Source organism: Pseudomonas sp. P8_241, from assembly GCF_034008315.1.
In the GTDB taxonomy this organism is placed as follows: domain Bacteria; phylum Pseudomonadota; class Gammaproteobacteria; order Pseudomonadales; family Pseudomonadaceae; genus Aquipseudomonas.
Genome location: NZ_CP125377.1, coordinates 300,355 through 314,279 on the forward strand (window position 1 = coordinate 300,355; position 13,925 = coordinate 314,279).

6 protein-coding genes, 2 tRNA genes and 3 rRNA genes are annotated in these 13,925 nt (G+C 55.6%); 9 read left to right on the top strand and 2 right to left on the bottom strand.

Features of this window, described 5'->3' with window-relative positions:
- The first annotated feature begins 81 nt into the window (after positions 1-81).
- The 5 genes from QMK58_RS01380 (at position 82) to rrf (QMK58_RS01400) (ending at position 3,895) form a co-directional block, all read left to right on the top strand.
- A tRNA-Ile gene (locus QMK58_RS01380) sits at positions 82-158 on the top strand.
- A gap of 30 nt (positions 159-188) precedes the next feature.
- Positions 189-264, top strand: a tRNA-Ala gene (locus QMK58_RS01385).
- A 248-nt stretch (positions 265-512) separates the two neighbouring features.
- A 23S ribosomal RNA gene (locus QMK58_RS01390) occupies positions 513-3,404 on the top strand.
- A gap of 151 nt (positions 3,405-3,555) precedes the next feature.
- Positions 3,556-3,671: ribosomal RNA gene (gene rrf, locus QMK58_RS01395) — 5S ribosomal RNA — on the top strand.
- A 108-nt stretch (positions 3,672-3,779) separates the two neighbouring features.
- Positions 3,780-3,895 (top strand): 5S ribosomal RNA (rrf, locus tag QMK58_RS01400).
- Positions 3,896-4,193: 298 nt separating this feature from the next.
- Here rrf (QMK58_RS01400) and QMK58_RS01405 read toward each other — a convergent pair.
- Positions 4,194-4,904 (bottom strand): GntR family transcriptional regulator, encoded by a 711-nt coding sequence (locus tag QMK58_RS01405; protein ID WP_053160645.1) that lies wholly within the window; start codon positions 4,902-4,904, stop codon positions 4,194-4,196.
- Between the two features lie 416 nt (positions 4,905-5,320).
- Here QMK58_RS01405 and lapD point away from each other — a divergent pair, with 416 nt between their 5' ends.
- Positions 5,321-7,267, top strand: coding sequence for a cyclic di-GMP receptor LapD (lapD, locus tag QMK58_RS01410; RefSeq protein WP_053160646.1), 1,947 nt, complete (start codon positions 5,321-5,323; stop codon positions 7,265-7,267).
- A 121-nt stretch (positions 7,268-7,388) separates the two neighbouring features.
- Here lapD and QMK58_RS01415 read toward each other — a convergent pair whose 3' ends face one another.
- A complete protein-coding gene (locus QMK58_RS01415; RefSeq protein WP_320395781.1) occupies positions 7,389-7,727 on the bottom strand; it encodes a tryptophan synthase subunit beta in 339 nt (112 codons plus the stop codon).
- Between the two features lie 565 nt (positions 7,728-8,292).
- Here QMK58_RS01415 and bcsQ point away from each other — a divergent pair.
- The 3 genes from bcsQ to bcsB are packed head-to-tail and all read left to right on the top strand — an operon-like array spanning position 8,293 to position 13,918.
- Positions 8,293-9,432, top strand: a complete 1,140-nt coding sequence (bcsQ, locus tag QMK58_RS01420; RefSeq protein ID WP_053160648.1) for a cellulose biosynthesis protein BcsQ — start codon at positions 8,293-8,295, stop codon at positions 9,430-9,432.
- Positions 9,429-11,651 (top strand): UDP-forming cellulose synthase catalytic subunit, encoded by a 2,223-nt coding sequence (gene bcsA / locus QMK58_RS01425; protein WP_053160649.1) that lies wholly within the window; start codon positions 9,429-9,431, stop codon positions 11,649-11,651. The genes bcsQ and bcsA overlap by 4 nt, the downstream gene beginning before the upstream one ends.
- On the top strand, positions 11,651-13,918 hold the full coding sequence (gene bcsB, locus QMK58_RS01430; protein WP_053160650.1) for a cellulose biosynthesis cyclic di-GMP-binding regulatory protein BcsB: 2,268 nt from the start codon (positions 11,651-11,653) through the stop codon (positions 13,916-13,918). The genes bcsA and bcsB overlap by 1 nt, the downstream gene beginning before the upstream one ends.
- The last annotated feature ends 7 nt before the right edge of the window (positions 13,919-13,925 follow it).

A 13,925-nucleotide genomic window follows, 5' to 3' on the forward strand; every position in this document is an offset into this window, starting at 1 on the left:
ATCGACGACTCAGCTGCTCCATAAGCTCCCACACGAATTGCTTGATTCATTGAAGAAGACGAAAAGAAGCAGCCCGAAATTGGGTCTGTAGCTCAGTTGGTTAGAGCGCACCCCTGATAAGGGTGAGGTCGGCAGTTCGAATCTGCCCAGACCCACCAATTTTGTGTGGGAAACGCCTGTAGAAATACGGGGCCATAGCTCAGCTGGGAGAGCGCCTGCCTTGCACGCAGGAGGTCAACGGTTCGATCCCGTTTGGCTCCACCACTAACTGCTTCTGATTGTGTAAAGCTTAGAAATGAGCATTCCATCGGTTCGATGGTGAATGTTGATTTCTAGTCTTTGACTAGTTCGTTCTTTAAAAATTTGGGTATGTGATAGAAAGATAGACTGAACGTTACTTTCACTGGTAACGGATCAGGCTAAGGTAAAATTTGTGAGTTCTCTTAGTTGAGAAATTCGAATTTTCGGCGAATGTCGTCTTCACAGTATAACCAGATTGCTTGGGGTTATATGGTCAAGTGAAGAAGCGCATACGGTGGATGCCTTGGCAGTCAGAGGCGATGAAAGACGTGGTAGCCTGCGAAAAGCTTCGGGGAGTCGGCAAACAGACTTTGATCCGGAGATGTCTGAATGGGGGAACCCAGCCATCATAAGATGGTTATCTTGTACTGAATACATAGGTGCAAGAGGCGAACCAGGGGAACTGAAACATCTAAGTACCCTGAGGAAAAGAAATCAACCGAGATTCCCTTAGTAGTGGCGAGCGAACGGGGACCAGCCCTTAAGTGGCTTTGAGATTAGCGGAACGCTCTGGAAAGTGCGGCCATAGTGGGTGATAGCCCTGTACGCGAAAATCTCTTGGTCATGAAATCGAGTAGGACGGAGCACGAGAAACTTTGTCTGAATATGGGGGGACCATCCTCCAAGGCTAAATACTACTGACTGACCGATAGTGAACTAGTACCGTGAGGGAAAGGCGAAAAGAACCCCGGAGAGGGGAGTGAAATAGATCCTGAAACCGTATGCGTACAAGCAGTGGGAGCCCACTTTGTTGGGTGACTGCGTACCTTTTGTATAATGGGTCAGCGACTTATTTTCAGTGGCGAGCTTAACCGAATAGGGGAGGCGTAGCGAAAGCGAGTCTTAATAGGGCGTCTAGTCGCTGGGAATAGACCCGAAACCGGGCGATCTATCCATGGGCAGGTTGAAGGTTGGGTAACACTAACTGGAGGACCGAACCGACTACCGTTGAAAAGTTAGCGGATGACCTGTGGATCGGAGTGAAAGGCTAATCAAGCTCGGAGATAGCTGGTTCTCCTCGAAAGCTATTTAGGTAGCGCCTCATGTATCACTGTAGGGGGTAGAGCACTGTTTCGGCTAGGGGGTCATCCCGACTTACCAAACCGATGCAAACTCCGAATACCTACAAGTGCCGAGCATGGGAGACACACGGCGGGTGCTAACGTCCGTCGTGAAAAGGGAAACAACCCAGACCGTCAGCTAAGGTCCCAAAGTTATGGTTAAGTGGGAAACGATGTGGGAAGGCTTAGACAGCTAGGAGGTTGGCTTAGAAGCAGCCACCCTTTAAAGAAAGCGTAATAGCTCACTAGTCGAGTCGGCCTGCGCGGAAGATGTAACGGGGCTCAAACCATACACCGAAGCTACGGGTATCACTTAGGTGATGCGGTAGAGGAGCGTTCTGTAAGCCTGTGAAGGTGAGTTGAGAAGCTTGCTGGAGGTATCAGAAGTGCGAATGCTGACATGAGTAACGACAATGGGTGTGAAAAACACCCACGCCGAAAGACCAAGGTTTCCTGCGCAACGTTAATCGACGCAGGGTTAGTCGGTCCCTAAGGCGAGGCTGAAAAGCGTAGTCGATGGAAAACAGGTTAATATTCCTGTACTTCTGGTTATTGCGATGGAGGGACGGAGAAGGCTAGGCCAGCTTGGCGTTGGTTGTCCAAGTTTAAGGTGGTAGGCTGGAATCTTAGGTAAATCCGGGATTCTAAGGCCGAGAGCTGATGACGAGTGTTCTTTTAGAACACGAAGTGGTTGATGCCATGCTTCCAAGAAAAGCTTCTAAGCTTCAGGTAACCAGGAACCGTACCCCAAACCGACACAGGTGGTTGGGTAGAGAATACCAAGGCGCTTGAGAGAACTCGGGTGAAGGAACTAGGCAAAATGGCACCGTAACTTCGGGAGAAGGTGCGCCGGTGAGGGTGAAGCATTTACTGCGTAAGCCCACGCCGGTCGAAGATACCAGGCCGCTGCGACTGTTTATTAAAAACACAGCACTCTGCAAACACGAAAGTGGACGTATAGGGTGTGACGCCTGCCCGGTGCCGGAAGGTTAATTGATGGGGTTAGCTAACGCGAAGCTCTTGATCGAAGCCCCGGTAAACGGCGGCCGTAACTATAACGGTCCTAAGGTAGCGAAATTCCTTGTCGGGTAAGTTCCGACCTGCACGAATGGCGTAACGATGGCGGCGCTGTCTCCACCCGAGACTCAGTGAAATTGAAATCGCTGTGAAGATGCAGTGTATCCGCGGCTAGACGGAAAGACCCCGTGAACCTTTACTATAGCTTTGCACTGGACTTTGAATTTGCTTGTGTAGGATAGGTGGGAGGCTTTGAAGCGTGGACGCCAGTTCGCGTGGAGCCAACCTTGAAATACCACCCTGGCAACTTTGAGGTTCTAACTCAGGTCCGTTATCCGGATCGAGGACAGTGTATGGTGGGTAGTTTGACTGGGGCGGTCTCCTCCTAAAGAGTAACGGAGGAGTACGAAGGTGCGCTCAGACCGGTCGGAAATCGGTCGTAGAGTATAAAGGCAAAAGCGCGCTTGACTGCGAGACAGACACGTCGAGCAGGTACGAAAGTAGGTCTTAGTGATCCGGTGGTTCTGTATGGAAGGGCCATCGCTCAACGGATAAAAGGTACTCCGGGGATAACAGGCTGATACCGCCCAAGAGTTCATATCGACGGCGGTGTTTGGCACCTCGATGTCGGCTCATCACATCCTGGGGCTGAAGCCGGTCCCAAGGGTATGGCTGTTCGCCATTTAAAGTGGTACGCGAGCTGGGTTTAGAACGTCGTGAGACAGTTCGGTCCCTATCTGCCGTGGACGTTTGAGATTTGAGAGGGGCTGCTCCTAGTACGAGAGGACCGGAGTGGACGAACCTCTGGTGTTCCGGTTGTCACGCCAGTGGCATTGCCGGGTAGCTATGTTCGGAATAGATAACCGCTGAAAGCATCTAAGCGGGAAACTAGCCTCAAGATGAGATCTCACTGGGACCTTGAGTCCCCTGAAGGGCCGTCGAAGACTACGACGTTGATAGGTTGGGTGTGTAAGCGCTGTGAGGCGTTGAGCTAACCAATACTAATTGCCCGTGAGGCTTGACCATATAACACCCAAGCAATTTGAGTCGAAAGGCCAGATTGCGGTGTGTGAAGACGCAATGAACCGAAAGTTCGAAATACTCACAAAACACCAAGCTATCACATCCCCAATTTGCTGAAGCGCGGCCGACTGGCCACGATTCGGTACCCGAATTTCTTGACGACCATAGAGCATTGGAACCACCTGATCCCATCCCGAACTCAGCAGTGAAACGATGCATCGCCGATGGTAGTGTGGGGTTTCCCCATGTGAGAGTAGGTCATCGTCAAGATTAAATTCCGAAACCCCAATTGCGAAAGCAGTTGGGGTTTTGTCTTTAAAGTAGAAACATCAAGAATTCGCTGGCACGTCGTCAACGACGGACTCGCACACAGAATTTCTTGACGACCATAGAGCATTGGAACCACCTGATCCCATCCCGAACTCAGCAGTGAAACGATGCATCGCCGATGGTAGTGTGGGGTTTCCCCATGTGAGAGTAGGTCATCGTCAAGATTGATTTCCAAAACCCCTGTCTGCTAACGCAGACAGGGGTTTTGTCATTTCCGGGACTAGAAAAAAGCGGCAGATGTAAAAAAGCCAGCGCCTGAGTCCAGGGGCTGGCTTTTGCGTATGGGCGAGTACCAATGAGAACGAATTGCTAATTGTCGCAGCGGCAAATGCCACCATCCCACACGCAAGCCAACAAGTGGCGCGCATCGAATTGTTAGGCGACCCTACTGCCCAGGTTTGGCAAGGCGCCGTTACGCCGATAGGCATTATGAGAACAAAGTTTGTTCCACTGTACTGAGGATCACTTTGGAGTGTTTCTGGCCACAACTTCCGGGCTGTTGAGGTAGCGTGTGATGACCTCCACCGCCCGATTCAGGTGATGCTCAAGCAAATTCACCGAGCGGTCGACATCCCGGTCTTGCGCGGCCTGCAACAGCGCTCGGTGATCGTCCTCTGACAGTTTGCCCAACCCCATGGACTCCAGATTGAACCGCAAGAAACGCTCCTCTTCATTCAGACCGTCTTCGACCAGTTTCAACAGTCGGCGATTGGGTGTCCGGCAGTAAAGCGTCATGTGAAAGAGCCGGTTGAGTCGCCCGATCTCCGTGAAGTCGTGCTCGGACTCCAGGGCTTCGATGTATCGACGAGCCTGTTCAACATCCTCTTCCTCAAGCAGCGGCACTGAGAGGCGCAAGGCTTGCGATTCCAGCAGAATTCGCAACGCGTACGTCTCCACGGCGTCGCCCTGGACCAATGGCGCGACAACAGCACCTTTATGAGCGATCACGTTGAGCAGAGCTTGTGCTTCGAGTTGGCGCAAGGCTTCGCGAACAGGCATGCGGCTGACGCCGAACAGGTCGGCCAGATCCTGCTGGCGAAGGGCGGTACCACAGGGAATGCGTCCGTCGAGTATGGCCGAGCGCAGGGTTTGTTCGATCACTGCGCGTGCCAGATGCGAGGGAATCGGCCCATTGACCTGGATACTGCTGAGAGGATTGGGCTTTTTTGTCACTACAACGCACTCTGATTGGCAGATATTTTGGATCCAAAAGACATTAGTGACTGCCTGGCACCTTGTCAATCGGGCAATCGAATGCCTTATTTACAGTTTAGCGTGCCCCGATGATCTCATCGTGCCATTGTCTCTTGGGTTTATCTTCACTCTTCAAGAGCACCCTCCTACCTATCCTGAATGCCTCGTATTGGCGGCGCGTTTAGCGATCCCCGGATTTTTCCCTGATCAGCCGAAGGGCGCCGGCGATTGTGAAGACTACGCTATAGCCAAGTACCTCAGCCTGCGTCTTCTCGGCTTGGTAAGGCAACAAGAAGGTCGGTGGTACCAAGCGCTTGTCGCGCTGACAGGATGTGTTGAAAAACGCCGGCCGAAGATTTCCCGGTCGAGACGACTCACTAGGAGCATGTGCTCAGATGTCTTTGTTCAAACAGCTGTTGATTGCTATCTGTCTGTTCCTGGTTGTCGCTTTCACCGGCAGCTTCATGGTCAGCCTGGAGAGCTCGCGCACTCAGTACGTCAACCAGTTGCGCTCCCACGCTCAGGATGCGGCAACGGCATTGGCGCTATCGCTGACTCCGAATATCGACGATCCGGCGATGGTCGAGTTGCTGGTGAGTTCGATCTTCGACAGCGGTTACTACGCGAGCATTCGCGTCGTCGATTTGAAAACCGATCAGCCTTTAGTCGAGCGCAGTGGCATTCCAGCGGTCACTCATGTGCCGGACTGGTTCGTCGAGCTGATCGGCCTGGAGCCTGCCGGTGGCGATGCAATCGTCAGTCGTGGTTGGGAGCAGGCGGCGCGTGTCGAGGTGGTCAGTCACCCGATGTTCGCCGTCGGCAAATTGTGGCAAAGCGCATTGGGCAGCCTGGGGTGGTTGTTGCTCTGCGGAGCAGTCAGCGCCGGGCTTGGCGCGCTCTTGCTGCGCCGGCAGTTGAGGCCGCTCGATTACATGGTCAAGCAATCCCACGCCATCGCCCGACGGGAGTTTCTCAGCCTGCCGGAACTGCCGCGAACCCCCGAACTGCGTCGGGTGGTGCAGGCCATGAACCAAATGGTCGAGAAGCTCAAGGCGCTGTTTCAGGAGCAGGCCGAGCGCAGTGAAAAGCTGCGGGCCGAGTCCTATCAGGACACATTGACCGGGTTGGCCAACCGACGTTACTTCGAGATGCAGTTGAATGCGAGGGTGAGTAATCCGGAACAGGCCAGCTCGGGTTATCTGCTGCTGTTGCGAGTCAAGGATCTGGCAGGTCTCAATCAGCGCCTCGGTGGCCAGCGCACCGATGAAGTGCTCAAGGCGGTGGGCGAGCAACTGTCTCGCGAGTGCGCCAAATACCCGGAAACCCAGAACCTGGTGACGCGTATTCGGGGTGGCGAATTTGCCGTGCTGGCGCCGGGGTTGGTGCGCGAGGAGGCGTTGCATCTGGCACAACAGCTCGACAGTGCCCTGGCCAGCCTTCACTCCACGGGTGCGACGGATGTGCCGGCTGTTGCGTCGATTGGCCTGGCGCCGTTTGCTCATGGTGATTCACCGCAGGCCGTGCTCAACCTCGGTGATCAGGCTCTGGCCCAGGCAGAAAGCCAGGGAGAACAGAACTGGGCATGCCTGGAGCACAACCTTTCGGCCAGCGTCGGTGATGATCACCATGCCTGGCACCGGCTGCTCGATCAGGCGCTGACTCAGCGGCGTTTCCAGCTTTATTTCCAACCGGTGGTGGCCGCCCAGGACACTCAACTGGTGCTGCATTATAAAGTGTTGTCGCGGCTGCTCGACGATCAGGGCCAGACCATTCCCGCCGGGCGTTTCCTGCCATGGCTGGAGCGCTTCGGCTGGACCGTACGGCTCGATCAAATGATGCTCGAGCGGGTGCTGGAGCAAATGGATGAGCATGACCAGTCGCTGGCGCTGAACCTGTCTTCGGCGACCCTGACCGACCCCCAGGCGCAAAACAAAGTCTTCGAACTTTTGCGCGCGCATTCCAATCTCGGTCCGCGCCTGACCCTGGAAATCGGCGAAGAGCAATTGCCCGAACAAGCAGTGCTGGAGCAACTGACTCGACGCCTGCGCGAACTAGGCTTCTCATTGAGTCTGCAACATTTTGGTGGCCGCTTCAGCATGATCGGTAATCTGGCGCGGCTGGGGCTGGCCTATCTGAAGATCGACGGCAGTTACATACGGGCGATTGATCTGGAGACTGACAAGCGCCTGTTCATCGAGGCAATCCAGCGGGCGGCACACAGCATCGATTTGCCGCTGATTGCCGAACGGGTTGAGACACAAGGTGAGTTGTCGGTCATTCGCGAGATGGGCATGTATGGGGCACAGGGGCAGTTGTTCGGTGAGCCCAAGCCTTGGCAGTAAGGTTTCCGAACCGGGTTGTCAGAGCAGCTATCGCCAGCAGGCTAGCTCCCACTCGGGATTTGAATGGTTATCTCGAGGCGGTCCAGCTCGCGATGTGGCTGGAACAGTCACTGAAAAGTGATCAGATCAATCCGCTTTCATCCTCATCAATCAAATGGCTCAAACCACCCAGTGCTTCACGGGCCTGAGTACGGTCCATGAGCTTGGCTTGCGCGGCAATCGGCAGGTCGGTGACACGGATCACGCCTTTGTCTGTCAGCGCCTGAATCAAGTCGTCGAGCACCCGGATCATTTCCGGATCGCTTTGTCTGAGTCGTTTGAGGTTGGAAGCCAGTTTTTTGTTGACTAACCAATCCTTGAGCTCCGGATGTTCCGCAGGCAGTGTTTCCGTGGCCTCGGGGTAGGCTTGTGCTTCCACACGGACCAGTTGTCCTTCTGCATCGCGTTGCACGTAAAACATTGCGAATCCCTCATAAGTAAGCCGGCACCATGTGACAGCAGCATAGACAATGCCGCGCCAGTAAAGGGATGCCCGAGCAGTGTCAAATTCTTAACTGAATTCGCTCTTTGCTCTTTGCCGTTGAAGTAACTTCATGCTTGTAACTAAGATCTTGATTTGAAAGATTTATATTCAGCTTGTCATTAATGCCCTATATAAATTAGTTCAACTGGTCCGTTAATTGCTTTAACATTTTATGCATTCTATCGAGACCATCCATCTAGATGGGCGCCATTCGCCGAAAATCATGTGCGCCTCTGAATGGTATGCAGGATAATACCGCGCCGTCGTTCAGGCCGCGTAGACCGGCGCTTGTGGTGCGATCAGGGTTCGACGTTCAGATAGCGCGCCAAATAAATAATGCTGTTTTTCCGTCAAAAACATGGCGATAAAAAGATTTTTTTTAATCGCGATCCGATATTACACTTGCGGCCATCAAAATATTGGCGATATCATTTTGATGGCTCGCATTATTGAATTCACGAGCTACATGCTCTTTATGTGCCAGCGACTCGGGTAATCCATTATGAATCGAACAGACGATATATCGAATCTATTCAACAGGTTCGGAGCAAGTGCGGACAGTTATCTCGAGTTCGGAAGTCAATTCGATTACAAGGAAAAGCCTCTCGCGCTGGCACCGATGCCGCAGGCGGCCGTCGTCGTTGAAAGCGTTCAACCGCAGAAAAACATCAATGAAGCTCCGTTGATCAAATCAAAGCTCGCTAACGAGACCCGTATGCCGGCTCGGGATGTTTCGCCGTCTGAGACCCCACTTCGCCACTTGTTGGCTGAAGTGGCATTGGCGCGTCAGGCTGAGGCGCAGGCGCGTAACGAAGAGGCGCTGCGCCAGGTTTTACCTCAAGTTCGTCCAGCCAAGTCACCGGCCCATGTCATTGCGGTGATATCGGCCAAAGGAGGTGTCGGCAAGACAACGCTGTCTTCGGCATTGGCCACCGCTTTGCGGCTGGAAGGCGCAAAGACACTGGCCATTGATCTTGATCCACAAAACGCTTTGCAACATCACTTGGGGGCTCAGCCGGATGTAGCGGGCCTGGGCAGCGCAAGCCTTAATGGTGAAAACTGGAATTCACTGCTATTGACCGGTTCTGCAGGTGCGCTGGTATTGCCTTATGGCGTGGTGACTGAAGCGGAGCGTAGGACGCTGGAGCGCTATCTGGCAAACGATCGTTACTGGCTGGCCGGTCAATTGGCGAAGATGGACCTGGGCGAAAACGATGTGGTGATTCTCGACACTCCCCCTGGTCGCACTGCCTACCTGGATCAAGCCCTGATGGTGGCCGACCAGGTACTCGTTGTCGCGACTGCCGATGCGGCGTGTTTCGTCACGCTTGAGCAGGTGGAGCGGATTCTGACCGAGCACATGTCCGTTGGGCAGGCGCCGAAGTGCAATTACGTGATTAACCAGTTCGACGGCTCTCGCATGTTCTGCCGCGATATGCATGAAGTGCTCAAGCGTCGGCTGGGTTCGAATCTGCTAGGTGTAGTTGCACTGGATCATGCCGTTGGCGAAGCGCTGGCATACGGTCACAATCCTCTGCTGGAGGCCGAATCGTCCAAGGCCTGCCAGGACATGATGATGTTGATTGACACACTCAAGGCGCAGTTGAAATCCATGGATGTTGCAGAGTCATACGCCTCGTGATCAACCCTTCGACACCAGAAACGTCACCCCTGACCCCGTCTCAGCGCTTCGCTCAGGCGGTTTCCGATCGCCTGGACAAAATGCCCGGGTCGTTGCGTCGGGTGATGACCATCGGCGTCACATTGCTGTGCGGCCTGCTGGCGTTGTTTATCATCACAGTCCCGTTCGACTTGTACTCGCAGTGCATTTTCGCCCTTGGCTGCTTTATTGCTGCTCTGCTGCTGCGCAAAGTTCCAGGCCGCCTGACGGTGCTGATACTCATCGGGCTGTCTCTGACCGCTTCACTGCGTTATCTGTACTGGCGGCTCACCTCCACCCTCGGATTTGAGGGATGGGTCGACATGCTGTTCGGTTACGGGCTGGTTCTGGCCGAGCTGTACGCGATGATCGTGCTGGTGTTCGGGTACCTGCAAACCGCGTGGCCCTTGCGCCGCAAACCGGTGTTGATGAGCGCTCCGCCGAGCGAGTGGCCAACGGTCGATGTGTTCATCCCTTCCTACAATGAAACCCTCGATATCGTGAAAGTCACGATCTTCGCCGCCCAAGCCATCGACTGGCCTAGGGACAAGCTGCGTGTGCATGTGCTCGATGACGGACGCCGCGAAGATTTCCGCGACTTCTGCGAGCAGATCGGCGTGGGCTACATCGTTCGTGACAACAACCGTCACGCCAAGGCGGGCAACCTGAACGAAGCGCTAAAAGTTACCAGTGGCGAGTTCGTGACCATTTTCGATGCCGATCACGTACCGACACGCTCTTTCCTGCAAGTTTGTGTCGGCTGGTTCATCAAGGACCCGAAGCTGGCGATGCTGCAAACGCCGCACTTTTTCTTCTCCCCGGACCCTTTCGAGAAGAACCTCAATACCTTCCGCTCCGTACCGAACGAGGGCGAGTTGTTCTACGGGTTGGTGCAAGATGGCAATGACTTGTGGAACGCCACGTTCTTCTGCGGCTCCTGCGCGGTCATTCGACGAGCGCCGTTGCTGGAAATCGGTGGTGTGGCCGTCGAAACCGTGACCGAAGATGCTCACACTGCGCTCAAGCTCAACCGCGCCGGTTACAACACCGCCTATCTTGCCATTCCTCAGGCGGCCGGGCTGGCGACGGAAAGCCTGTCGCGGCACATCAGCCAGCGGATTCGCTGGGCACGAGGCATGGCGCAGATTTTCCGCACCGACAATCCACTGTTCGGCAAAGGCCTGAATCTCGGTCAGCGTCTGTGTTACCTGAACGCGATGCTGCACTTTTTCTACGGTTTGCCGCGCCTTGCGTTTCTCACGGCGCCCCTGGCCTTTCTGTTTTTCGATGCGCAGATATTTCATGCCTCGGCGTTGATGATCACGGCCTATGTACTGCCGCACATTCTCCACGCGAGTTTGACCAACTCCAGCATTCAAGGACGTTTCCGGCATTCGTTCTGGAACGAGGTCTACGAGACGGTTCTGGCCTGGTACATCATGGGGCCGGTACTGATGGCGCTGGTCAATCCCAAGTTTGGTGGCTTCAATGTCACCGACAAGGGGGGAGTCATCGAAGAAAAGTATTTCGAGTGGAAGCTGGCTCGTCCTTACATCGTGCTGCTGATCCTGAATGCTGCGGGTCTGATCTACGGAGTGGTCCGGCTGATGGAAGGCGCCGAGGGCGCCACCACCACCATCCTGATCAACCTGGCGTGGACCGTCTACAACCTCATCATCACCAGCGCCTCCGTGGCGGTGGCCAGTGAAACACGTCAGGTGCGCTCCGAGCCGCGCGTGGCAGCGGCTCTGCCGATGCGTCTGACCCGTGCCGATGGCACCACGGTCGAAGGCGTGACCCAGGACTTCTCGCAAAAAGGCCTGGGCTTCCGATTGCAGGGGGGCGACCTTGTACCTCAGGGCGAACGGGTGAAAATCTCGCTGTTCCGCAATCAACAATTGAGTGTGTTCCCGGCGGTCGTCGTTTTCAGTCGCGATGGCCTTCTGGGAGCGCAATTCGACGGGCTGACCCTGCGTCAGCAAAGTGAGTTGATACGCCTGACCTTTTCCCGCGCCGACACCTGGGCCGCGACCTGGGGCGGCGGTCAAGTCGATACGCCACTGGCTGCCTTGCGTGATGTCAGCGGCATTGGCCTGCGTGGCATCTACGAACTCTTCAAAGCCACGGTCATGGAAACACGGCGTCTGTTACGTCGCCGCCGCGCCACCCCACCTTCCCTAGAAAACGTTTTGGACAAGTGATGAACTCGAAGTCTTTCGCTTTCGCTAATCTGCGCGACCGCGCACTGGCACGCCTGGCGTGCGCCTTGCTGGCTTTGGGTGGTGGCACTGCGGTCTACGCCGAAACGGAGCCGGCGGACGTGGCACCGGGTGCCACCGGTTACAGCATGACGCTCAAGCAATTGGGTCGGAACTATCCAATGAGCCTGCGCGGGGTGGAGTCTACCGACAGCGTCAACTTCGATGTGCGCGCCGATTCGATTGTCACGGGCGCCAAGCTGACGTTGCAGTACACCTATTCGCCGTCGCTGCTGGCGGATCTGTCGCAGATCAACGTCATGGTCAACGATGAAGTGGCCGCAAGCCTGCCGTTGCCCAAGGAAAATGCCGGGCAATTGCAGAAGCAGGTGGTCGATATCCCGGCGCACCTGATCACCGAGTTCAACCGCCTGAGTCTGCAATTCGTCGGTCATTACACCATGGGCTGTGAAGACCCGCAGCATTCCAGCCTGTGGGCGAAGATCAGCAACGCAACCGAGCTGAGTATCGAGGTGTCGCCGCTGGCTTTGCCGAACGACTTGTCAATCATGCCGCTGCCGTTCTTCGACCGCCGCGATGCCCGGGCACTGAACCTGCCGTTCGTGTTTGCCGGCACACCGGATAACACCACCCTGGAGGCGGCCGGCGCGTTGTCATCCTGGTTCGGCGCCCAGGCCAGTTATCGCGGAGCGACATTTTCCTCGCGCTTTAACCAGATACCGGCCCATGGCAATGCGGTGGTGCTGCTCAGCGGTCCTGGCGCGCTGCAGGTTGGTGGCTTGAGCCTGCCTGAAGCCAAGGGCCCCACGCTGACCGTGATGACCAACCCCAATGACGCCAATGGCAAGTTGTTGGTGATCATCGGACGTGATGGTGCCGAACTCAAGCAGGCGGCCACGGCGCTGGTGCTCGGTAGCCAGGCACTGTCGGGCAGTAGCGTCGTGATCGATCGTCTCGACCAGGTGCAACCGCGCAAGCCTTATGATGCTCCGAACTGGTTGCCTGGCGATCGTCCGGTCAAACTTGGCGAGCTGCTGCCGGCCAAACAATTCAACGTATCGGGCTACAACCCGGGCGACATCACGGTACCGCTGAACTTTGCGCCAGACCTGTTTACCTGGCGTGATGAAGGTGCACCGCTGCACCTCAAATACCGTTATACGCCGCAAGAGAAATCGACCAACTCGTCATTTATCGTCAGCTTCAACGATGGTTTGATCCAGTCGCAGAACCTGTTGTCCCAGGACAAGCTCGACAGCGGTGTGCTCTCCGCCCTGAAACTCAACGACACACTGGATCGCGAAATCCGCGTGCGCCTGCCATTGAATTCGGTCGCCCTGCAATCGCGTCTGCAACTGCGCTACATGTTCGATTACATCAAACAGGGCGAGTGCGGCGACATCATTATCGACAACATGCGCGGCAGCGTCGATCCGGAGTCGACACTCGACCTGAGTGGCTATGATCACTTCATGGCCATGCCGAACCTTGGCGTCTTCAAGGATGCGGGCTTTCCGTTCACGCGCCTGGCGGATCTGTCGGAAACTGCCGTGGTGCTCCCGGATAACGCGGGTGCTCCCGAGCTGGATGCCTACCTGACCGTGCTCGGCCGTTTCGGCCAGTCCACCGGTTACCCGGCCACTGCGGTGCTGGTAATTCAGGCGGCGCAAATCCAGGCTGCCGCTGACAAGGATTTGCTGGTACTTGCGTCTGGCGCCAACCAACCGTTGCTGACCCAGTGGGCCGATCAGTTGCCTGCTGCCGGTAATGACGGCCAGCAAAGTTTCCATCTATCTGACCTGCCGATGCGCGTGCGTGACTGGTTCAGTCCCGATCCAGAAGCCAATCAACGCAAGGCGCGTTTGGCCCTGGCATTTTCCGGTGGTCAGCCCAGCACCTACCTGACCGGCTTCGAATCGCCACTCAAAAGTGGCCGCAGCGTGGTAGTGATTGCCAGTGGCAAGCCCGCAGGGCTGGCGGACGCGACCAACGCCTTGATCGGTGGCGAGGATTACTCCCAGTCGATCCAGGGCAGCCTGGTGGTGGTTCGCGGCAAAACCATCGAACCATTGGTGGCGGACGAGCAGTATTACGTTGGCAGCCTGAGCCCGATCAAATATCTGCAGTGGATGCTGTCGCGTCATGTGCTTTTGACGATGTTGCTAACAGGGGTTGGTGTATTGCTGCTCAGTTGCCTGGCTTATCTGTCGCTGCGTTCGCGCGCCAAACGTCGTCTTAATGGGTCTTGAGGCCGTG